Origin of the sequence: Rhodococcus sp. LW-XY12, from assembly GCF_019317345.1 — a bacterium.
GTDB classification, from domain to species: domain Bacteria; phylum Actinomycetota; class Actinomycetes; order Mycobacteriales; family Mycobacteriaceae; genus Rhodococcus; species Rhodococcus pyridinivorans.
Genome location: NZ_CP079225.1, coordinates 3,813,319 through 3,836,129, shown reverse-complemented (window position 1 = coordinate 3,836,129; position 22,811 = coordinate 3,813,319). Strand labels below are relative to the sequence as shown.

The 22,811-nt window shown below is 68.8% G+C and carries 19 protein-coding genes; 18 read left to right on the top strand and 1 reads right to left on the bottom strand.

What is annotated here, in order from left to right; genetic code table 11:
• Positions 1-24 precede the first annotated feature (24 nt).
• From mftB to KXC42_RS17585, 6 genes are read left to right on the top strand one after another with little or no spacing between them, the layout of a single operon-like run.
• Positions 25-318, top strand: coding sequence for a mycofactocin biosynthesis chaperone MftB (mftB, locus tag KXC42_RS17610; protein WP_006553545.1), 294 nt, complete (start codon positions 25-27; stop codon positions 316-318).
• Positions 319-337: 19 nt separating this feature from the next.
• Positions 338-1,579, top strand: a complete 1,242-nt coding sequence (gene mftC / locus KXC42_RS17605) for a mycofactocin radical SAM maturase (protein ID WP_019291268.1) — start codon at positions 338-340, stop codon at positions 1,577-1,579.
• 23 nt (positions 1,580-1,602) lie between these two features.
• Positions 1,603-2,811 carry a pre-mycofactocin synthase MftD gene (mftD, locus tag KXC42_RS17600; protein WP_006553543.1) on the top strand — a complete coding sequence of 403 codons (1,209 nt, stop codon included), beginning with the start codon at positions 1,603-1,605 and terminating at the stop codon, positions 2,809-2,811.
• Positions 2,812-2,824: 13 nt separating this feature from the next.
• Complete coding sequence (locus KXC42_RS17595; protein WP_219129330.1) at positions 2,825-4,726, top strand: mycofactocin system FadH/OYE family oxidoreductase 1; 1,902 nt, start codon at positions 2,825-2,827, stop codon at positions 4,724-4,726.
• 50 nt (positions 4,727-4,776) lie between these two features.
• Positions 4,777-5,589 (top strand): mycofactocin-coupled SDR family oxidoreductase, encoded by an 813-nt coding sequence (locus tag KXC42_RS17590; protein ID WP_039585332.1) that lies wholly within the window; start codon positions 4,777-4,779, stop codon positions 5,587-5,589.
• A gap of 2 nt (positions 5,590-5,591) precedes the next feature.
• Positions 5,592-7,577 (top strand): mycofactocin system FadH/OYE family oxidoreductase 2, encoded by a 1,986-nt coding sequence (locus KXC42_RS17585; protein ID WP_139192945.1) that lies wholly within the window; start codon positions 5,592-5,594, stop codon positions 7,575-7,577.
• On the opposite strand, the gene KXC42_RS17580 is transcribed toward KXC42_RS17585, so the two are convergent.
• Complete coding sequence (locus KXC42_RS17580) at positions 7,552-8,535, bottom strand: GNAT family N-acetyltransferase (protein WP_064060470.1); 984 nt, start codon at positions 8,533-8,535, stop codon at positions 7,552-7,554. The two genes, KXC42_RS17585 and KXC42_RS17580, sit on opposite strands and share 26 nt — an antisense overlap.
• Positions 8,536-8,632: 97 nt before the next feature.
• Here KXC42_RS17580 and mftE point away from each other — a divergent pair, with 97 nt between their 5' ends.
• From mftE to KXC42_RS17520, 12 genes are all read left to right on the top strand, one after another.
• Positions 8,633-9,316 carry a mycofactocin biosynthesis peptidyl-dipeptidase MftE gene (gene mftE, locus KXC42_RS17575; RefSeq protein WP_019291273.1) on the top strand — a complete coding sequence of 228 codons (684 nt, stop codon included), beginning with the start codon at positions 8,633-8,635 and terminating at the stop codon, positions 9,314-9,316.
• Positions 9,313-10,746, top strand: coding sequence for a mycofactocin biosynthesis glycosyltransferase MftF (mftF, locus tag KXC42_RS17570; protein WP_064060471.1), 1,434 nt, complete (start codon positions 9,313-9,315; stop codon positions 10,744-10,746). Before mftE ends, mftF begins: the two co-directional genes overlap by 4 nt.
• Before the next feature lies 1 nt (position 10,747).
• Positions 10,748-12,208, top strand: a complete 1,461-nt coding sequence (mftG, locus tag KXC42_RS17565; RefSeq protein ID WP_219129329.1) for a mycofactocin system GMC family oxidoreductase MftG — start codon at positions 10,748-10,750, stop codon at positions 12,206-12,208.
• A 36-nt stretch (positions 12,209-12,244) separates the two neighbouring features.
• Positions 12,245-13,543 (top strand): GAF domain-containing protein, encoded by a 1,299-nt coding sequence (locus KXC42_RS17560; RefSeq protein ID WP_219129328.1) that lies wholly within the window; start codon positions 12,245-12,247, stop codon positions 13,541-13,543.
• A 66-nt stretch (positions 13,544-13,609) separates the two neighbouring features.
• Positions 13,610-15,133, top strand: a complete 1,524-nt coding sequence (gene adh / locus KXC42_RS17555; RefSeq protein ID WP_006553532.1) for an aldehyde dehydrogenase — start codon at positions 13,610-13,612, stop codon at positions 15,131-15,133.
• A gap of 93 nt (positions 15,134-15,226) precedes the next feature.
• Complete coding sequence (locus KXC42_RS17550) at positions 15,227-15,751, top strand: DUF779 domain-containing protein (RefSeq protein ID WP_006553531.1); 525 nt, start codon at positions 15,227-15,229, stop codon at positions 15,749-15,751.
• 133 nt (positions 15,752-15,884) lie between these two features.
• Positions 15,885-16,433, top strand: a complete 549-nt coding sequence (locus KXC42_RS17545) for a hypothetical protein (RefSeq protein WP_006553530.1) — start codon at positions 15,885-15,887, stop codon at positions 16,431-16,433.
• A 146-nt stretch (positions 16,434-16,579) separates the two neighbouring features.
• The gene (locus tag KXC42_RS17540; protein ID WP_006553529.1) at positions 16,580-17,980 is read left to right on the top strand and encodes an MFS transporter; all 1,401 of its coding nucleotides are present in this window, start codon (positions 16,580-16,582) and stop codon (positions 17,978-17,980) included.
• Between the two features lie 97 nt (positions 17,981-18,077).
• Entirely contained in the window at positions 18,078-19,745 is a 1,668-nt protein-coding gene (locus KXC42_RS17535; RefSeq protein ID WP_006553528.1) for an AMP-binding protein, read from the top strand.
• A 145-nt stretch (positions 19,746-19,890) separates the two neighbouring features.
• Positions 19,891-20,160: a GlsB/YeaQ/YmgE family stress response membrane protein gene (locus KXC42_RS17530; RefSeq protein ID WP_016932945.1), complete on the top strand. Its 270-nt coding sequence runs from the start codon at positions 19,891-19,893 to the stop codon at positions 20,158-20,160.
• A gap of 159 nt (positions 20,161-20,319) precedes the next feature.
• Positions 20,320-22,281 (top strand): acetoacetate--CoA ligase, encoded by a 1,962-nt coding sequence (locus tag KXC42_RS17525; protein WP_219129327.1) that lies wholly within the window; start codon positions 20,320-20,322, stop codon positions 22,279-22,281.
• Between the two features lie 65 nt (positions 22,282-22,346).
• Entirely contained in the window at positions 22,347-22,700 is a 354-nt protein-coding gene (locus KXC42_RS17520; protein ID WP_006553525.1) for a hypothetical protein, read from the top strand.
• The last annotated feature ends 111 nt before the right edge of the window (positions 22,701-22,811 follow it).

Sequence of the window (22,811 nt, the reverse complement as noted above, 5' to 3'; positions counted from 1 at the left end):
GCCACCGACGTGTCCCCCCTGGCAATGGACACCGAGACAGCAACGGACACCGAGATGTTCGATCCGGGTGCCGGCTGGCGGCTCCACCCGCAGGTAGCGCTTCGCCCCGAGCCGTTCGGGGCGTTGCTCTACCACTTCGGCACCCGCAAGTTGTCGTTCCTGAAGAACACCGTCATCGTCGACGTCGTCCGATCCCTCGGCGACCACGGGTCGGTGCGAGACGCGTTGCGAGCGCACGGGATCGACGAGAACGCCGAGCGGCCCTACGTGCGTGCCCTGGGCACCCTGGCCGATTCGCACATGATCGTTCCTGTCTGACGTCTGTAAGGACCAGCCCATGACCTCGCTGCTCGAACCGCCCACAACCTCCGCCCCACCGAAGGTCGGTCGCCTCGTCGACCAGTTCGAGAAGGGCCTCGACGCCCCGATCTGCCTGACCTGGGAGCTCACCTACGCCTGCAACCTTTCATGTGTGCACTGCCTGTCCTCGTCGGGCAAGCGCGACCCGCGTGAACTGTCGACCGAACAGTGCAAGGCGATCATCGACGAGCTGCAGCGCATGCAGGTCTTCTACGTCAACATCGGCGGCGGCGAACCCACCGTGCGATCCGATTTCTGGGAACTCGTCGACTACGCCACCGAACACCAGGTGGGCGTGAAGTTCTCGACCAACGGTGTGCGCATCGACAAGAAGGTCGCCGCCCGGCTGGCCGCCTCCGACTATGTCGACGTGCAGATCTCCCTCGACGGCGCCACCGCCGAGGTCAACGACGCCGTGCGCGGGCCGGGTTCGTTCGCGATGGCCGTGCGTGCCCTGGAGAACCTGTCCGAGGCGGGCTTCCGCGACGCGAAGATCTCCGTCGTCGTCACCCGCCAGAATGTCGACCAGCTCGACGAATTCAAGGCTCTCGCCGACCGTTACGGCGCGACCCTGCGCATCACGCGACTGCGCCCGTCCGGCCGCGCCGTGGACGTGTGGGACGACCTGCATCCCACCCATGAGCAGCAGCGGCAGCTCTACGACTGGCTCGTCGCCCACGGCGAGGGCGTGCTCACCGGCGACTCGTTCTTCCACCTGTCCGCCTTCGGCGGCGAGGGCGGCGGCTCGCTGCCCGGACTGAACCTGTGCGGTGCGGGACGCGTGGTGTGCCTGATCGACCCGGTCGGCGACGTCTACGCGTGCCCGTTCGCGATCCACGAGAACTTCCACGCCGGAAACATCCTCACCGACGGTGGTTTCGCGTCGGTGTGGAAGAACTCCGAGCTGTTCCGCGAACTGCGCGAACCGCAGTCCGCCGGTGCGTGCGGCTCGTGCAACTTCTTCGACGCGTGCCGCGGCGGCTGTATGGCCGCGAAGTTCTTCACCGGCCTGCCGATGGACGGACCCGATCCCGAGTGCGTGCAGGGCTACGGGCAGTCCGCGCTCGAAGCCGAGCGCACCGTGCCGCAGTCGAGCGTCGACCACTCGCGCACCGGCAAGCGCGCCGAACGGCGCACCCCGGCCGCACCGGTACCGCTGACCCTGCTCACCAAGCCCCCCGCCAAGTTCTGCGACGAGAATCCGCTCGCAGGGCTCTAGACCTTCCGAGGAGACGACCGACGATGGCCAAGCCTTCCTGGTTGAAGAATCCGTGGGCCCAGGACCCATGGTTCGAGACCGTCGCAATCGCACAGCAGCGCGCCCGTAAACGCCTGCCCAAGTCCGTCTACGGCGCACTCGTCGCCGGATCCGAGGCCGGCATCACGGCCGACGACAACACCACCGCCTTCCGCGAACTCGGGTTCGCCCCGCACGTCGCGGGACTGTCGGACAAGCGGGAGATGTCTACGACCATCATGGGACAGGATGTGTCCCTGCCCGTGATGATCTCGCCGACCGGTGTGCAGGCCGTGCACCCGGACGGTGAGGTCGCCGTGGCCCGCGCGGCCGCCGCCCGCGGCACCGCGATGGGTCTGTCGTCGTTCGCGAGCAAGTCCATCGAGGAAGTCGCGGCGGTCAACGACAAGACCTTCTTCCAGATGTACTGGGTCGGCAGCCGCGACACGCTGATCCAACGCATGGAACGTGCCCGCGCTGCGGGCGCGAAGGGTCTGATCATGACCCTGGACTGGTCGTTCTCCAACGGTCGAGACTGGGGCAGCCCCGCCATCCCGGAGCGGATGAACCTCGAGGCGATGGTCAAGTTCGCCCCCGAGGGCATCACCCGGCCCAAGTGGCTCCTCGAATGGGCGAAGACCGGTGCCGTGCCGGATCTGACCACCCCCAACCTCACACCGCCGGACGGCCAGGCCCCGACCTTCTTCGGCGCCTACGGCGAGTGGATGACCACGCCCCTGCCCACCTGGGAGGACGTCGCGTGGCTGCGTGAGCAGTGGGGCGATGCACCGTTCATGCTCAAGGGCGTCATGCGCGTCGACGACGCCAAGCGCGCCGTCGATGCCGGGGTCACCGCCATCTCGGTGTCCAACCACGGTGGCAACAACCTCGACGGCACCCCGGCGCCGATCCGGGCCCTGCCGGCGATCGCCGAAGCGGTGGGCAAGGACGTCGAGGTGCTGCTCGACGGCGGTATTCGCCGCGGCAGCGACGTCGTCAAGGCGATCGCGCTCGGCGCCAGGGCCGTGCTCATCGGCCGCGCGTACCTGTGGGGTCTGGCCGCGAACGGTCAGGCAGGCGTGGAGAACGTCCTCGACATCCTTTCCGGCGGAATCGGTTCCGCCCTCATGGGTCTGGGCAAGAACTCGATCCACGAGCTCACCCCCGACGACGTCTTCGTGCCGGACGGCTTCCGCCGCGACCTCGGCATCTGACCGAACCGACGACATGAGCCCCGCGCTCACCGAACCGATCACCCTCGCCGGACGCACCGCTCCATCGAGGGTGATCTTCGGTCCGCACGTCACCAATCTCGGTGACGGCCGGTCGTTCTCGGACCGTCACGTCGCGTACTACGCGCGACGTGCGCAGGGTGGGTGCGGGATCGTCGTCACGGAGACGGCGTCGGTGCACCCGTCCGACCACCCTTACGAACGCGCGCCGCTGGCCGAGTACTGCGGGGACGGCTACCGGCGGATCGTCGAGGCCTGCCGTCCGCATGGCACACTCGTGCTCGCCGGCCTCGGTCATCGCGGCCTGCAGGGTTCGAGCGCGTGGACCCGGGCACCGCTGTGGGCACCCTCGCGCGTGCCGGATCCGGTGACACGCGAACTGCCTGCCGAGGCGACCGAGCGTGAAATCGCCGAGCTCGTCGAGTCCTTCGCCCGTGCTGCCGTCGTCGCCGCGGAAGCGGGTCTCGACGGAGTGGAACTCGACGCCGGACCGACCTCGCTGCTGAGGCAGTTCCTCTCCGGGCTGACCAACCGTCGCGACGACGCATACGGCACCGAACGCCTGCGGCTGCTGCGTGAGGCGATCGCCGCCGTTCGCGCGCGAATCGGCTCGGATCCCATTGTTGCACTGAGACTCTCGTGCGACGAGAACGCGCCGTGGGCGGGCATCACACCCGACATCGCCGCCGGATACGTCCGCGCGATCGCATCATCGGTCGACCTGCTCACCGTGGTGCGCGGTGGATTGTTCTCACCCGAGTCGTATCGGCCCGACGCGCATGTCCCCGCCGGATTCAACGACGGCCTGTGCCGCCGCATCCGGGACGAGATCTCCGGATCGGTCCCGATCGCTCTGCAGGGCAGCATCGTCGACGCCGGCCACGCGCAGCGGGCCCTCTCCGACGGTGCGTGTGACCTGGTCGAGATGACCCGCGCGCAGATCGCCGACCCCGACCTCGTCGTCGCCGTCCGTCGCGGTCGTCGGCCGCGTCCCTGTGTGCGCTGCAACCAGGCGTGCCTCGTCGACGACTTCCACAACCCGATCGTGGGGTGCATCGCGAACCCGGAGGCCGGCGACGAGACACGGAACTCTCCCGGACCGGTGAACTCCGCACGCGACGTACTCGTGGTGGGTGCCGGACCCGCCGGCCTGGAAACAGCGCGCGTGGCAGCGACGCGCGGTCACCGTGTCGTCCTGGTCGAGGCGGACGAACGGGTCGGTGGGACGATCGCCGCCGTCTCGCGCGGTGGCCGGCCCGACTTCGCTGCGCTCGTCGACTGGCTCGAACAGCAGTGCCTGGAGTCCGGCGTCGACATCCGTACCGGCACGGAAGTGAGCGCTGCCGACATCGAGAGTGCGCTCGCCGCGGGTGCGGAGGTCGTGCAGGCCACCGGCGGGCTTCCACGTCCACCCTCCTTTCCGGTGACCGAGCCCGAGCGGTACGCGACCGCCGCGGAGGTGCTGTCGGGGATTCGGCCGCCTGCGTCCCGGATGGTCGTGTGGGATCCGACGGGTGGTCCGGTGGCGAGTGCCGTCGTCGACCGTCTCGTGGAGCGCGGCGCGGAGGTCCACTATGCGACGGGTGACCCGGTCGCCGGATCACGACTTGCGCCGACGGGGGACCTCGTCGCCTTCGACGTCCGCATGCAGCGAGCGGGCGTGGCGAGACATCTCGGGTGCCGGGTCGGTTCGGTCGATGCCGACGGCGTCGTGCTCGTCGACAGGGTGTCCGGGGAATCCAGGCCGGTGGCGGACGCTGTCCTGGTCGACTGCGCACCCCCGTTACCGGCAGAAGTGTCCGAGCGGCCGGGATCGTGGTCGATCGGCGACCGGGCGGTCCCGAGGACCGTGCGCGAGGCCGTCCGAGAGGGATACCGGGTGGCCACGACGCTGTAACGTGGGGCACACTGAAACGCGTTCTAATTTGGGTCTACGGAAGGGCCGACATGGGAGATTTCGACGGCAAGGTCGTCTTCATCACCGGGATCGCGCGCGGGCAGGGCCGCAACCACGCCATCCGGTTCGCGCGTGAGGGCGCGTCCGTCATCGGCGTCGACATCGCGGCCCCGGTATCGGAGTACGTGACCTACGAGCAGGCCACCGAGGACGACTTCCACGAGACGGTCCGCCTCGTGGAGCAGGCCGGCGGGAAGATCCTCGCCCGTGTCGCGGACGTGCGCGACAGCGCCGCACTGAAGGCCGTCGTCGACGAGGGCGTCGCCCAGTTCGGGCGACTCGACGTGGTGGTCGCCAATGCCGGCATCTGCAGCTGGAACCGCTTCTGGGAAATGCCCGACGACCAGTTCGAAGAGCTGATCGACATCAACCTCACCGGTGTCTTCAAGACCCTCAAGGCCGCTGCCCCCGCGATGATCGAGGCCGGGAACGGCGGATCGATCATCGTCGTCAGCTCGGTGGCGGGCCTCAAGGCGATGCCAGGCCAGATCAACTACGCGGCAGCGAAATTCGGCCTCGTCGGTATCACGCAGGCAGCGGCGAAGGAACTCGGCCCGTACCGTATCCGGGTCAACTCCATCCACCCCTACGGCGTGAACACCCCGATGGGCACCGACGTCAGCGTCCTGAAGCTGTTCGAGAAGAACCCGTCGTGGGGACCGAACTTCGTCCCCATCCTCACCGAGAAGCCTGCGGCCGACCCCGACGACATCTCGGAGACCGTGTTGTTCCTCGCGAGCGATCGGGCCTCCACGATCACCGGCAGCCAGATGGCCATCGACCAGGGCAACTCGAAGGTCTGACGGTGACGCGCACGGCGACCGGCACCGTTCCGCACGCGTCGTTGCGGATCGGTCCGGTCACCCTGCGCAACCGCATCGTCTTCCCGGCGCACCTGACCAACTTCTCGGTCGACGGCACCGTCACCGACCGCCACATCGCGTACTACGAAGCCAGAGCACGAGGCGGCGCGTCCATGATCGTCACCGAGGAGCACACCGTGCACCCCTCGGACCGGCCCTACGAGAAACTGATCCGGGGCTGGGACCCGGACATCGTCACCGGTTACCGCCGCCTCACCGACGCCGTCCACCGACACGGCACGCGGATCCTCGCGCAGCTCAACCACAACGGCGCGCAGGGCACCTCGATGTACACGGGGCAACCGCTGTGGGCGCCGAGCCCCGAACCCGACCCGCTCTTCCGCGAGGTCCCACGCGTGATGACGGAATCCGACATCGCCGAACTCGTCGCGGGCTACGCCGACGTCGCCCGCCGCTGTGCCGAGGGCGGCTTCGACGGTGTCGAGATCCAGTGCTCCCAGGCATCCGTCCTGCGCGCTTTTCTCGCATCCGCGACGAACCGTCGCACGGACCGCTACGGCGGGGATCTCGCCGGGCGGGCCCGTCTGCTGCTCGAGGTCGTGTCCGCGGTACGGGCGGCCGTCGGGCGCGACCGTGTCGTGGGCGTGCGACTGACGGGTCACGACGGCACCGACGGCGGTGTCGGTATCGACGACGCCGTGCAGGTCGCGCGGATGCTCGAGGCGAGCGGCGACGTCGACTACCTCAACACGTCCGTGGGCGTCGCGACCGAGACGCTGCATCTGGTCGAAGCGCCGATGTCCACCCCGCACGGTTATTCCCTGTTCGTCCCCGACGCGATCCGGGCAGCGGTGTCGCTGCCGGTCGTCGGGGTCGGGCGCTTCACCCGACCCGAACAGGTCGGTGCCGCGCTCGCCGACGGAGTGTGCGATCTGGTCGGTGCCGTGCGTGCTCAGATCGCCGACCCGGACTTCACGAACAAGACTCTCTCCGGCCGCGACGACGAGATACGGCCGTGCACCGGCTGCAACCAGGAATGCATCGGACGGGTCGGGCTCAACCGTCCCATCGCGTGCGCGGTCAATCCCCAGGCCGGGTACGAATCCGACGCTCCTGCCGCGCCCGCCGTACCGCACCGGGTCGTCATCGTCGGCGGCGGACCCGCGGGCCTGCAGGCGGCGGTAACGGCTGCCGGAGAAGGACATTCGGTCACCTTGCTCGAACGGAACCGGTGCACCGGCGGCCAGATCCGTGAGGCGGCTGCAGCCCCGCACCGTGCCGAACTGCTCGGTGCGGTGACCCACCTCGACGCCGAGTGCCGCCGCAGGGGAGTGGAGGTGCGTACCGGTGTGACCGCCGATGCCGCGACGCTGCACGCGCTCGCGCCCGACGTCGTGGTCGTCGCGACGGGCGCGCGCCCACACCGGCCCGCCTGGGCGGGTTCGTCGGCGCGGGTGAGCGACGTGCGCGACGTGCTCACCGGTCGCACCGCACCCTCCGGCCGCGTCCTCGTCGTCGACGATCTCGGTTTCCACCAGGCGACCTCGGTCGCCGAACTACTGGCCGACCGGGGGAGTGCGGTGACAGTGTGCACGCCGGGAATGCGCGTGGGCCAGGACCTCGGCCTGACGCTCGAGCTCGACGGCTGGTTGCGCCGCGCCCACGACAAGCGGATCGAGCGACTCACCGGCGTCGCCGTCGGCGGTGTCGTGGACCTGCCGGACGGCGCCGAGGTCACCCTGATCCACCACGCGACCGGCGAACCGGCGACGCTCGCGGTGGACGCGGTCGTCGTCGCCACCCATCAGGATCCCGTCGACGAGCTGTGGCAGGAGCTTTCGGCATCCGGCACGAGAGTGATCCGTGTGGGCGACGCGGTGACGCCACGCCGCCTGCACGCCGCGATCGTCGAGGGGGAGCGGGCCGCCAGGGACCTGGCTCCTACGCCTCCAGCCCGCGGCGCATGACGATGCGCGGCCAACGGTCGAGGCCGTGCTTCCGTTCCTCCGCGCGGATCCGGGTGAGAACTGGGGAGAGGGCATCGTCCGCGACCGTGTGAAAGCCGAGACGGGCGTAGTACGGGCCGTTCCACGGCACGTCGCGGTAGGTGGTCAGCGTCAGCGATCCGAACCCGGCGTCCCGAGCCCACCCCGCGACATGGTCGATCAGCTTGCGGCCGATCCCGCGACGCGCGTGATCGGGATGCACCGACACCTGCTCGATGTGGACACCGTTGTCGACGAGGTCGGCCACGAGATACGCGACCGCTCGTCCCTGCTCGTCGAACCACGCCCAGCAGCGGCCCGCGTCCCGGTGAGCGCGCAACTCCTCGACGGACGGAGGATCGTCGTCGGCGACGAACGCCATCCCGATCTCGGCGAAGGGCTTGCCCGCCGCGCGTTCGATCTCCTGCAGCACCGGCAGGTCGTCGTCGGTCGCCGGACGGATCGGGGGCAGTTCCTTGCAGTAGTACATCGCCGTCGGTGATTCTGCGTAGAGCCCGAAGCGCTCGGTCATCGGCACGTACCCGGCCTTCGCGTACAGCGCGATCGCCTCGGGTTGCTCGCTGCCCGTCTCGAGGATCATGCGACGGCGACCGGCATCGGTCGCCGTGCGCTCCAGCGCACCCAGCACCCGTGCTGCCACACCACGTCGCCGCATGCTCGCCCGCACGTACATCCGCTTGATCTCGGCATCATCGTCGCGCACCCCTCGATGAGCATGCTCCGGTGCACGCCAGCCGCCGATCCCGGCCGGAACCCCGTCGGCCACCGCCAGGAGGAACACCCCGCGCGGAGGGTCGAATTCGTGCGGCGCCAGTTCGGTGTCGTCGGGTCCGCCGTACCTCCGCACGTATTCGAGTTGGACCTCGCCGATGAGGTCCTGCACGTCCGGATCGTCCAGCGGACGAGGTTCGATCAGCACCGGGAAAGCGTACCGACCGGATCTCGGCGTCCGGGCGGACCCACCGAGACCTCCGGGTTTCGTGCACGCCCGCGAAACCCTTAGCATCGGAGCGGTGATGCGGGAGCTCGCCGACGCCTGTTGGACGGACATCGAACCCGACCGGGTGACGGTGGCCGTCCCGATCGGTGCGTTCGAACAACACGGCCCACACCTTCCCCTCGACACCGACACCCGGATCGCGACTGCTGTCGCCGCCGAGCTGCCCGAGGTGGTCCTCGCGCCACCCCTGCCCTACGGAGCCAGCGGGGAACACGAAGGTTTCGCCGGCACCGTCTCGATCGGAGCCGAGGTGACGAAGGCGCTGATCGTCGAATACGGCAGGTCGGTGTGCCGATGGGCGAAGCGGGTCGTCTTCGTCAACGGGCACGGCGGCAACGCCTATCCGCTGATCGAGGCGGTGAGCCTCCTGCGATACGAAGGCCGCGACGCTGCCTGGCTTCCGTGCGCGGTGCCCGGATCCGATGCCCACGCCGGTGTCACCGAGACGAGTCTGCTGCTGCACCTGGCGCCCGGGGCGGTCGACATGACGCGGGCCGCGGTCGGCGCAACGGAACCGATCGGAGCACTGATGCCACGACTGCGCGAAGCCGGTATCGTCTCGGTGTCCGCGAACGGAGTGCTGGGAGACCCCACGGAGGCCACCGCAGAACTCGGCGCGCGCCTGTTCGCGAGTCTGGTCGAGCGGGCGAGTGCACAGGTCGCCCGGTGGCAGCCGGGAACGGAAGGAAGGCTTCGGTGAGTCGGGCGATCACTCCACAGGCGACGTCCCCGGAGGCGGCGCAGCCCTCGGCGACCCGGCTCCCCGACGGTTTCGGTGTGCGCATCGACGCGCGGGTGCGCAGCTTCGCCGGAGGACGCGTCCTCGTCGGAGGATCGCCCACGCGCATGCTCACACTTGCCCCCGCCGCCGTAGCGATGATCGACGAGGACTTCGTCGAGGTGGTGGACGCGCAGAGCGCCGCGGTCGCGCGACGCCTGCTCGACTCGGGCATCGGAAACCCCCGGCCGACGAAGCTGCCGCCGAGTTCCGCCGTCACCGTCGTCGTCCCGGTCAAGGACAATCCGTCCGGCCTCGCCCGTCTCCTCGCCGCTGTCGAAGGGCACGAGGTCGTGGTCGTCGACGACGGTTCCGAGAAACCGGTCGAGGCGCCGGAACGTGGTCGCGTCCGGGTGATCCGGCACGAGACCGCACGCGGGCCGGCGGCGGCCCGCAACACCGGATTGCAGCAGGTGGCAACGGAATTCGTCGCCTTCCTCGATTCCGATGTGGTGCCGCAGCTGGGCTGGCTCGAACGATCACTGGGGCACTTCACCGATCCTGCGGTCGCACTCGTCGCGCCGCGCGTCGTGGCCCTCGAACCCGACAGCAGCGCGCTCGCGAAGTACGAGCACGCACGCTCGTCGCTCGACCTCGGCAGCCGGGAATCCGCTGTGGTCGCGGGTGGTCCCGTCTCGTACGTGCCGAGCGCGGCGCTGCTCGTCCGTCGCGACGCGCTCGTCGCCTGCGGTGGTTTCGACGAGACGATGCACGTGGCCGAGGACGTCGATCTGTGCCGGCGACTGCAGACCTCGGGGTGGCGGTTGCGGTACGAGCCCATCTCGCGGGTCGCGCACGACCATCGCACCCGCTTCCGGACGTGGTTGACGCGCAAGGCATTCTACGGAACCGGTGCGGCTCCGCTCGCCGAGCGGCATCCGGGTTCCGTCCCACCGATGGTGATGTCGATCTGGACGCTCCTCGCGTGCGTCGCGATCGCGACCTTCACCCGCGTCGGGGTGATCGCAGCGGTGCTGACCCAGGTGGTCACCTTCGTGCGGTTGCGGCGGATGTTCTCCGAACTCGACCGGCCCGACCGCATCGCCGCGCTGCTCACCGCCCAGGGATTCGCCGGTGGTCTGTGGCAGGTGGCGTCGGCGGTGTGCCGGCACTACTGGCCGGTCACGGTCGTCGCAGCGGTGTTCTCCCGCAAGGTTCGGCGGGCGGTTCTGGCTTGCGCTGTGGCCGAAGGCATCTGGGACTGGAAGACGCACCGCGAGAGCGGCGGCCTCGATCCCGTCCGGTACCTGCTCTACAAGCGCCTCGACGACCTCGCCTACGGCGCGGGGCTGTGGAAGGGTGCGCTCGACGCCCGCACGGCGGCCGCGCTCGTACCCGACATCCGGAAGTGACATGATCCCGGCGCACGCCGATGTGGTGATCGTCGGCGGGGGAAGTTGTGGCTGCGTTCTCGCCGCCGGGCTCAGCGACGATCCGGACCGCACCGTGCTGCTGCTCGAGGAGGGCACGGCGTTCGGGTCGGCGTCCGCTGTTCCGCGCGAGATCCGTGACGCTGCCGTCCTTCCGGTTGGTCCGGAGAGCCCGTGGACGGCGGACTTTCCCGGACGGTTGACCTCGGACGTCCAGGCGACCGTGACGCGGGGCCGGGTGCTCGGGGGCTCCGGCGCGGTCAACGGCGCGTACTTCGTGCGTGCGCGGCCGGACGACTTCGCGTCGTGGCCCGCCTCGTGGTCGTACGAGGAGGTGCTGCCGTCCTTCCGGGCCGTCGAGACCGACACGGATGTCCCCGGCGACCTGCACGGAAGTTCCGGCCCGATACCGGTCGCCAGGGTGCCGCGCGAACGGATGCATCCGCTCTCGCGTGCCTTCGTCGACGCCTCCGAAAGTGCGGGATTCGCACCGGTCGCCGACCTCAACGCTCCCGGACCCGACGGGGTGGGTGCGGTTCCGTCGAACATGCGCGACGGCACGAGAGTGGGTCCGTTCCTCGCGTACCTGGCACCCGTCCTGGACCGGCCGAATCTGACGGTCGCCGGCGGGGTGAGCGCGACTCGAGTCGTGATGGCGGGCGGTCGCGCGGTGGGTGTCGAGATCGCCGGACCCGACGGACCACGAACTATCTCGGCCGGACACGTGATCGTCGCCGCAGGCGCAGTGAGGTCCCCGCAGTTGCTGATGCTCTCCGGGATCGGACCGGCCGACGAACTGCGCCGGCTCGGCGTCGATCCGCTGCACGACCTTCCCGGGGTGGGCCGCGATTTCTCCGACCATCCGGAGTTCGCCGTCCCGTACCGATTCCGCCCGGGCCTCCCGTCGCACACGCTGCTGCTCGAGACGGTCCTGCACACCGAGAACCTCGAACTGCGCCCGTACACCGCGGCATTCGGTGCGGCGATCCCCGGCAGCGGTGTCGCCGATCCGGTGCTCGGCGTCGTCCTGACGCGCCCACGCAGTCGCGGACGCATCGTGCTCGACGAACGTGACCCGCGACGTCCACCTCTGCTCGACTATCGATACCTGACCGACCCGGCCGACCGGCAAGCTCTGGAGGAGGGTGTCCGGCTCGCCGCCGACCTCCTCGCCGCGACCACCGGCGTCGTCGAGGCCGGCAGCGTGGACGCGCGCGGCGGCAGGCTCGGAACGTCCCTGCACCTGTCCGGCACGTGCCGGATGGGCGACGACGAGCACGCCGTGGTCGACGAGTGGTGCCGCGTGCGCGGGATCGAGGGGTTGAGCGTCGTCGACACCTCGGTGTTTCCGCAGGTCCCCAGCCGTGGGCCGCACGCCACCGCGGTGATGCTCGCCCACCGCGTCGCCGCGACCGCGAGGGATGCCCTGCCGCACACGGTGTGATCCCGACTACAGTGTGGGGGGAGGAGGCGCCGGTACATGACGGATCGTGGAATCGTGACGACCAACCCCTGGGTGGCACTCGACCCGGGAGCGGACGTGGCCGCGCACGCACGTGCGGTACTGCGCGCGCACGGCACGTTCGTCTCCGCCCGCGGCAAGGATCGGCTCGACGGGGTGCGCTCGGTGGTCCGCGACTCGTGGAGCCGGAGCCTGCAGCGCGGCATCGATCCCGACGTCGTCGAACAACCCGCACTGCTCTCCGGGCACGACCTCGAGGAGTACCGCGCCGGCCACCCCATGTCGCTGATCCGCCCGGTGGTGCGCAAGCTCCTCGTCGAGGACGCCGACGACAGTGGACTGCTCGTCGCCATCACCGACGGACAGGGACGGCTGCTGTGGGTCGAGGGCGATCACGCCGCGCGCGACCGCGCCCTGTCGATGAGTTTCGTCGAAGGGGCCGACTGGAGTGAGGACCGCGTCGGCACGAACGCTCCGGGAACGGCTCTCGCCGTGGATCATTCGGTGCAGATCTTCGGCGCCGAGCATTTCAACCGCACGGTGCACGAATGGAGTTGTTCGGCCGCTCCCGTGCACGACCCCACCAGCGGCCGGGTCCTCGGTGCCATCGACATCACCGGTGGGCACCGCGTCGCCGCGCCCGAGGTCCTGCAACTCGTCCGCGCGACGGTCGCGGCGGCGGAGGCCGAACTGCGGTTGCATGCCCTGAGCGGCCGCCCGTTGTTCCCGTCGGCGACGCCGCGCATCGAGACGATCGGCGCCGGGCGGCCCGCCCTGCACCGCGGAGGCGAACGCGTCGGCCTGTCCCGCCGGCACGCCGAGATCCTGCTGATCCTCGCCGATCACCCCGAGGGCCTGAGCTCCGACCGGCTCGCGATGCTGCTCGACGAGAACGAACTCGACTCGGTGACCATCCGCGCCGAGATGTCGCGCCTGCGCAAGGTGCTCGGGGCCGAACACCTCGGATCGCGGCCCTATCGGCTGCTCACCACGCTCGACACCGATGTCGCGGACGTGCGCCGCGCACTCGACCGCGGCGACGTGGCCTCGGCGGTCCGCCTCTGTATCGGGGAGATCCTGCCCGGATCGGTGGCGCCGGGCATCGAGGAGATCCGCGACGAACTCTGCTCGGGCGTGCGGGCGGCGCTGTTGCGCTGCGGCGAGGAGCATCTGCTCGCGCAATGGACCGCGTCCGTCCACGGCCGCGAGGACATCACCGCCTGGGCGGCCTACCGGGCATCGATCGATCCCCGGTCACCCCGCTTCGCGCAGGTCGACGCCACATTGACCCGATTGGACAGGCAGCTCGCAACGTAGTTGCAACCCTCGCGTTCGTAGTGTTTCGGATCACATACCGACCGCTCGACGCTGCAGGAGATGCACATGACCGTGTACGCCCGCCCCGGTTCGCCCGACGCCCACATGTCCTTCCAGTCCCGGTACGACAACTGGATCGGCGGTCAGTGGGTGCCCCCGGTGAAGGGGGAGTACTTCGAGAACGTCACCCCCGTCACCGGCCAGGTGTTCACCGAGGTCGCTCGCGGCACCGAGGAAGACATCGAACTCGCGCTCGACGCAGCCCACGCCGCCGCGCCGGCCTGGGGGAAGACCTCGCCCGCCGAACGCGCGGTGATCCTCAACAAGATCGCCGACCGCATCGAGGAGAACCTCGAGTCGATCGCCCTCGCCGAGTCGTGGGACAACGGCAAGCCCATCCGCGAGACCCTCAACGCCGACATCCCGCTCGCGATCGACCACTTCCGCTACTTCGCGGGAGCCATCCGCGCGCAGGAGGGTTCGATCTCCGAGATCAACTCCGAGACGGTCGCCTACCACTTCCACGAGCCGCTCGGCGTCGTCGGCCAGATCATCCCGTGGAACTTCCCGATCCTCATGGCCGTGTGGAAGCTCGCGCCGGCCCTGGCCGCCGGCAACGCGGTGGTCCTCAAGCCCGCCGAGCAGACACCGGCGTCGATCCTGCACCTGATCTCGATCATCGGCGACCTGCTGCCGCCCGGCGTGGTCAACATCGTCAACGGTTTCGGTGTGGAGGCGGGCAAGCCGCTCGCGTCGAGCCCGCGCATCCGCAAGATCGCGTTCACCGGTGAGACCACCACCGGCCGGCTGATCATGCAGTACGCCTCGCAGAACCTGATCCCGGTCACCCTCGAACTCGGTGGCAAGAGCCCGAACATCTTCTTCTCCGACGTGCTGTCGGCGAACGACGACTACCAGGACAAGGCGCTCGAAGGCTTCACGATGTTCGCCCTCAACCAGGGTGAGGTGTGCACGTGCCCGTCGCGTGCGCTGATCCAGCAGGACATCTTCGACGACTTCCTCTCGCTCGCCGCGGTCCGCACCAAGGCCGTCCGCCAGGGCGATCCGCTCGACACCGACACGATGATCGGCGCTCAGGCCTCGAACGACCAGCTCGAGAAGATCCTGTCGTACATCGAGATCGGCAAGAGCGAGGGTGCCAAGGTCATCACCGGTGGTGAGCGCGCCGATCTCGGCGGCGACCTCTCGGGCGGCTACTACGTGCAGCCGACGATCTTCCAGGGCAACAACAAGATGCGTATCTTCCAGGAGGAGATCTTCGGCCCGGTCGTGTCCGTGACGTCCTTCAGCGATTTCGACGATGCGATCTCGATCGCCAACGACACCCTCTACGGTCTCGGTGCCGGTGTGTGGTCCCGCGACGGTGGCGTCGCCTACCGTGCCGGTCGCGCCATCCAGGCCGGCCGGGTGTGGACGAACACCTACCACCAGTACCCCGCGCACGCGGCCTTCGGTGGTTACAAGCAGTCCGGCATCGGCCGCGAGAACCACCACATGATGCTCGACCACTACCAGCAGACGAAGAACCTCCTGGTGTCCTACGCCCCCAAGGCACAGGGCTTCTTCTGATCCGAACTTCGGCGCCTGTCACGTCCGCACGGCGTGGCAGGCGCCGTTGCCATACGCTCGGAACACCGTGCACCCCAACGGAAAGGCAGGCCTGTGACCGTCCCGCGAATCGTGGCGACCGTCGATGCCGTCGCCCTGCTGCGCCGCCTCGCGCAGCGCAACGGACCGCTCATGATGCATCAGTCCGGCGGATGCTGCGACGGCTCCGCGCCGATGTGTTATCCCGACGGCGATTTCGTCGTCGGCGACTGCGACGTGCTCCTCGGAGTCCTCGACCTGCGCCTCGGGGCAGGGGAGACCCGCTCCGATCCGCCGGTCGGCGCGGACGCCGTGCCGGTGTGGATCTCCGGTTCGCAGTTCGAGGCGTGGAAGCACACCTGTCTCGTCCTCGACGTGGTGCCCGGGCGCGGCTCCGGGTTCAGCCTCGAGAGTCCGGAAGGGGTGCGGTTCCTCAGTAGGGGGCGCGCGTTCACTTCCGACGAAATGGCTCTCCTGGAAGCCCACCGGCCACTCACCGGGCGGGACCGGGAGGCCGGCGTGGAGCCCGCCGTGTCCGATGTGCCCACCGTGGTCGCCGAGGCCGCCGACGCGTGCCCGGTACCCGGCCTGTCCCCGTGATCCCATCTGCGTGATCCCATCGGGAGGAGGGTGACTCGCCTGCCGGTTGCCGGTGTGCGTCAGAATCGGGACGGAATCCGTCCGGATTCCGGACGACGACGTGGGCGCCCGGCGGGTGCGACGAGGAGTGGGCATGGCCTTCGCAGGCAACGTGGACGAACTGGCACTGCTGCAGACGGTGCGCCTGAAGAAGCAGGTCACTGCCGAGGTGATCGCCGCGCACCTCGGTGTGTCGGTGGCGGCCGGCCAGGCTGCGGTGGCCGCGCTCCTCGAACAGGGCAAGGCGTCGGAGAACGGCGGCGGCATCAGCCTCACCGACAAGGGCACCTCCGAGCTGAACGATCAGCTCGATGCCGAACGGGTCTCCATCGACGAGGATTCGATCTCGGAGCTCTACGACCAGTTCCTCCCGCTCGACGAGGAGCTGAACACGCTCCTCGAGAACGCGGACGCCGACGGATTCGTCGACGGCCTCATCGACCTCGACCGCCGGGCGCAGAGTCTGTTCGACGACGTGTCGGCGTTCGTGCCGCGCCTGTCGCGCTACCAGGACCTGTTCGCCGAGGCCCTGGAGAAGATCAAGGGCGGCTCGCTGGCGTGGGCCACGGCCGCCAACATCGACTCCTACGCCTCCGTGTGGGGCGAGATGCGCCAGGAGATCGCGGGCGCCGCCGGCCGCTGACAATTTCGTTCGTTCGGCGCACTATGTGATGCCGGTCACCTCCACCCCCCTTTCGGGGGTGGTGTGGGGGTGACCGGCATCACTACGTTTCGTTCATCCGCCGAGGCGATCACGCCCGCGGTTCGAACGGACAACGGAGGACTCACGTGACCAGTGTGTCGACCCCGGGGGCTGCCGAACCCCCCGTCGCCGGACCGGTGGGACGTTCGCGTCCCGATCCATCCACACCCCGCCACGCGGGCCCCTCGAAGGAAGGGCCCGGTATCCGGCGCGTCGCCGTCGCCAGCTGCATGGGCACGACGATCGAGTTCTACGACTTCTTCATCTACGGCACCGCCGCAGCGCTCGTCTTCCCGACGGTCTTCTTCCCCGCGCTCGGATCGACCGCAGGTACCGTCGCCTCCTTCGCGACCTTCGCCGTCGCCTTCATCGCCCGCCCCGTGGGCGCAATGCTGTTCGGGCACTTCGGCGATCGCATCGGACGCAAGAAGACGCTGATCTCCACGCTGCTGCTGATGGGTATCTCCACCCTGCTCATCGGCCTTCTGCCCGGCGCCGAGACCATCGGTGTCGCCGCCCCGATCATCCTCGTGCTGCTGCGATTCGCCCAGGGCTTCGCAGTGGGCGGTGAGTGGGCCGGTGCGACCCTGCTCACCGCCGAATACGCGCCGCCAGGCCAACGCGGTCTGTACGCGATGTTCCCGCAGCTCGGTCCCGCCATCGCATTCGCCCTGTCGAGCGGAACCTTCCTGTTCACCGGTCTCGCCCTCGGCGACACCAACGACGCCTTCCTGAACTACGGCTGGCGGATCCCGTTCCTGCTCAGCATCGTTCTCGTCGGCATCGGCCTCTACATGCGCCTCGCCATCGAAGAGACTCCTGTCTTTCGTGCGGAGCAGGAAGCCCGCCGTAGTGCCCCGGCCGCCGAGATCGAGGCCCCGCGCCGGCTGCCCTTCCTCGACGCGTTGCGCTACCAGGCCAAGGAGATCTTCCTTGCCGGCGGCGCGCTGGCCATCATGTTCGCCTTCTTCTACATGGGCACGGCCTACCTGACCAGCTACGCGACGTCCGAGCTGGGATTCGACCGGCCGTTCGTCCTGGTGGTGGGCATCGCCTCGTCGCTCGTCTTCGGTCTCGCGATCGTGCTGTCCGCGCTGTATTCCGACCGCTTCGGGCGCAAGAAGGTCATCATGGTCTCGTGCGCCTTCTCCGTGGTCTGGGCACTGGTGTTGTTCCCGCTCCTCGACACCGGCTCACCGATTGCGTTCGTGCTCGGAATGATGATCACCCTCGCGATCTTCGGTATCGCCTACGGGCCGTGCGGAGCACTGCTGCCCGAGATGTTCGCGACCCGCTACCGCTACACCGGTGCCGGTCTGGGCTACAACTTCGCCGGTGTCCTCGGCGGCGCCATCCCGCCGATGATCGCCGCACCGCTCGCCGCCTCCTACGGCGGTATCGCGATCGGGATCATGCTGGCCGGAATCGGCCTCGTGAGCCTGGTCTGCACCGCGGCGCTCGTGGAGACCCGCGACCGGGCCCTCTGATCCACCGCCCCACCGATCCACCCCCGGTGGCGGTCGTCCGGCAGCAGCCCGACGACCGCCACCACAGCCGTTTCCCCGCCTCGTGAAGGAGAATGCGATGTCCGGCCTCGACGTCGACCGTCTGCCCAGCTACACCCAGGGTGCCTGGGACGTCCCGCTGCTCGGCGACACCATCGGCGACAACCTCGACCGCACCGCCGCCCGCTTCGGCGACCGTGAGGCGCTCGTCGATTCTGCCGCCGGAAAGCGCTGGAGTTACACCGAATTCGTCGCGGACATCGACGTGCTCGCGCTCGGTATGCTGCGGGCGGGCATCACCAAGGGTGACCGCGTCGGAATCTGGGCACCCAACTGCTGGCAGTGGGTGCTCGTGCAGTACGCGACCGCGAAGATCGGGGCGATCCTCGTCAACATCAACCCCGCCTACCGCTCGCACGAGCTGCAGTACGTCCTCGAGCAGGCCGGTGTGCGGATGCTGGTGTCCGCCCCGACGTTCAAGACCTCCGACTACGCGCAGATGATCGAGACCGTCCGGCCCAACTGCCCCGATCTCGAGGACGTCGTCCTGCTCGACTCGCCGCGGTGGGACGAACTCGTCGACTCCGGCCGCGCCGCGCTCACCGAGGACCGGGCACCGCTCGACGCGGCCCAGGCCTCGTTGTCGCCCGACGATCCGATCAACATCCAGTACACCTCGGGCACCACCGGTTTCCCCAAGGGCGCCACCCTCAGTCACCACAACGTGCTCAACAACGGTTTCTTCGTCGGCGAGCTGTGCCACTACACCGAACGCGACCGGGTCTGCATCCCCGTCCCGCTGTACCACTGCTTCGGGATGACTATGGGCAACCTCGCGTGCACGAGTCACGGCGCGACCATCGTGTTGCCGGCGCCGGGATTCGACCCCGCTGCGACGCTCGGTGCGGTCGCCGAGGAGAAGTGCACGTCGCTGTACGGCGTGCCGACGATGTTCATCGCCGAACTGGCCGACCCCGGATTCGACAACTACGACCTGTCGAGTCTGCGGACCGGAATCATGGCGGGATCACCGTGTCCGGTGGAGGTGATGAAGCAGGTGATCGACCGGATGGGCATGAGCGAGGTCTCCATCTGCTACGGCATGACCGAGACCTCCCCGGTCTCGACGCAGACCCGCAGCGACGACAGCATCGAGCGGCGCGTGAGCACCGTCGGTCGTGTCGGCCCGCATCTCGAGGTGAAGGTCGTCGACCCCGTCACCGGACTGACGGTGCCGCGCGGCGAACCCGGCGAACTATGCACCCGCGGTTACTCGGTGATGCTCGGCTACTGGGATCAGCCCGACAAGACCGCCGAGGCGATCGACGCGGCCCGATGGATGCACACCGGCGACATCGGCGTCATGGACGAGGACGGGTACGTCTCGGTGACCGGCCGGATCAAGGACATGGTCATCCGGGGTGGGGAGAACATCTACCCCCGCGAGATCGAGGAATTCCTCTACACCCACCCGGACATCCTCGACGCCCAGGTCGTCGGCGTGCCCGACACGAAGTACGGCGAGGAACTCATGGCGTGGATCCGGATGCGCGAGGGCGCCGAACCGCTCGACGCCGATTCGCTCCGGACGTTCTGCACCGGCAAGCTCGCCCACTACAAGATCCCGCGCTATGTGCACGTGGTCGAGGAGTTCCCGATGACGGTGACCGGGAAGGTCCGCAAGGTGGAGATGCGCGAGCAGGCGATCGCCTTGCTCGAGGCGACACGAGCGGACGGGGGCCGGTGAGACCACGGCCCTGCCGGAGAAGGATGTTCACTCGACAGGCACGTCGAATCCGCCTCGTGTGAGGGGTTCATGATCGACACTGATGGGGTACATGGTCGTCGAGGTTGCGCCGCCCCGGGTGCGGCGCCGAACAGAGAGGCTCACCATGGGACAGATCATCGGCACGATCATCTTCGGCGCAGTCATCGGTATCCTCGCCAGGTTGGTGATCCCCGGTAAGCAGGCGATGGGGATGCTCATCACCATCGTCATCGGCATCATCGGTGCGCTGATCGGTTACTGGATCTGGGGTCTGATCTCGTCCGAGGGGAACGAGAACACCTCCGGCATCGACTGGATCCGCTGGATCATCTCCATCGCCGTCGCTGTGGTGCTCACCCTCATCTACACGTCTGCGACGCGCGAGCGGCGGTAGCCGAGAGTCCTCGCGCGAGGCTCCGTTTCGGACGTCTCGGATTTCGGACGTCTCGGACGTCGTGCACGGGCAGTCCGTCCGTGCACGACGGTTCCCGGCCGGTCCGGGCGGGCCTTCGTCCGTGTTCAGGTACGGTCCCGGACCGGGAGGTGAACTGTGGTGGAACCGCAATGGACTCCGACGGACGTCGACATCGAGCAGGCGAACGTCACCGGATTCACCCGGTTCGTCGAGGAGAGACACGGACTCGACCTGCCCGGCTACCGGGCGTTGTGGCAGTGGTCCGTCGACGAGCCCGGCGCATTCTGGCAGGCAGTGTGGGACGCCTTCGACGTCGTCTCCCACACCGACCCCGGCCCGGCTCTGGCCGACGCCTCCATGCCCGGTGCCGTGTGGTTCCCGGGCGCGCGACTGAACTTCGCCGAGTACGTCTTCCGGGAGCGTCCCCCGGACGAGGCCGCCATCGTCCACCTCGACGAGGAGGGACGCCGGCGCGAGGTCTGCTGGTCCGAACTCGAACGCCGGACGGCCGCGCTCGCCGCGACGCTCCGCGCGCACGGGGTGGGGGAGGGTGATCGTGTCGTCGGCTACCTGCCCAACATCCCCGAAGCGATCGTCGCCCTGCTCGCCACGGCGAGCATCGGGGCCGTCTGGGCCGGATGTGGACAGGACTACGCCGCACCTGCGGCGATCGACCGTCTGGGCAGACTCGAACCACGAGCACTCGTCACGGCAACCGGATACCGCTACGCAGGACGGCGGCACGACCGCGTCGACGAGGTGGACGTACTCCGCGCCGCGATGCCCGGCCTCGCCCTGACGGTCGTCGTGTCGGAGGAGGAGACATCGTTCGACACGTCCGGGTTCGACATGTCCGGGCAGACCGGGACCGTTCTGGACTGGCGGGACGCTGTCTCCGGCGACGCCGCTCTCGAACCCCTACCCGTTCCCTTCGACCATCCGTTGTGGGTGGTCTTCTCCTCCGGCACCACCGGCCCACCGAAAGGCTTGGTGCACGGCCACGGTGGTGTGCTGCTCGAACACCTCAAAGCGTTGTCGCTGCACCTCGACCTCCGTCCCGGCGACCGCTTCCTCTGGTACACCAGCCCGAGCTGGATGATGTGGAACTTCCTGCTCTCGGGGCTGCTCGTGGGATGCACCGTCGTCACCTACGACGGCGCCCCGTCCCATCCCGAGGTCGATCGCCTGTGGCGGATCGCGGCCGAGGAGAACGTCACGGTGCTCGGGACGAGCCCCGGCTATGTGCTGGCCTGCATCAAGGCCGGTGTCGTCCCGCAGGACGACCACGATCTGTCGGCCCTCCGCGGCGTCGGGGTCACCGGGTCGACGCTGCCCGCCTCGTCGTCGGCGTGGCTGTCGGACAACGCCGGCGAGCACGTGCAGGTGATGTCGATCTCCGGCGGGACCGACGTCGTGACGGCCTTCGTCGGCGCCGTCCCCACGGTGCCCGTGTGGCCGGGAGAGATCTCGGTGCCCTGCCTCGGCGTGGCGGTCGACGCCTTCGACGAAACGGGGCGGCCGGTGCGCGGAGAGGTCGGCGAACTCGTCGTGACCGTCCCCATGCCGTCCATGCCCGTGCGGTTCTGGAACGACCCGGACGGCAGTCGCTACCGCGATGCGTACTTCTCCGTCTATCCGGGTGTGTGGCGCCACGGCGACTGGATCACGATCACCGAGCGCGGAACCTTCGAGATGCACGGCAGGTCCGACTCCACCCTCAACCGCCACGGTGTGCGGATGGGCAGTGCCGATATCTACCAGGCCGTGGAGAACCTGCCCGAGGTCGTCGAGTCGCTCGTCCTCGGCATCGAACAACCCGACGGCACGTACCGCATGCCGCTGTTCGTCGTCCTCGCCGAGGGCGTCACGCTCACCGACGACCTGAAGGAACGGATCCGTGCGGCCGTGCGCGAGCACGCCTCGCCCCGGCACGTGCCCGACGAGGTCGTCGCCGCGCCCGGGGTGCCGCACACCCGCACCGGTAAGAAGCTCGAGGTTCCCCTCAAACGGATCCTGCAGGGAGCCGATCCCGGCCGCGTCGTCGACCGCACCGCGATCGACGAACCCGACCTGCTCGACTGGTACCGCGACCAGGCGTGATCCGGGGCACACCATGAGCGTCACCTAACTGGACAGTCCCCGTCCCGAATGGTCGGATTGCGCCCATGGACATCGCCATCAAGATCTTCCTCATCCTGCACTTCATCGGCCTCGCGGGCATCATCGGTTCGTGGCTCGCGGTCATCAAGGAACCGCGCGTCGTCGCCGGCATGCTGCACGGCGCCATCCTGCAGGTCGTGACGGGTCTGGCCCTGGTCGGTCTGCGGGAGGCGCAGGACGTCGTCGAGGTGAACCACATGAAGATCGGCATCAAGCTGCTGGTCGCCCTCGCCGTGCTCGTCGTGGCGTTCATCGGCCTGAGGAAGGAGAAGCAGAATCCCGGCTCGACCGCGACGCTCGCCCACGTCGCCGGTGGTCTGGGCATTCTCAACGTGATCATCGCCGTGGCGTGGACGTGATCGTCCGCACTCGGGTGACAGCTGGTCGGCGCCGGGTGGGCACCCTGTAGATTGGGACCGATGCGTATGTCATGGGCTCCGGTGATGACCGGCGGGTAACCTGCTTCGGGC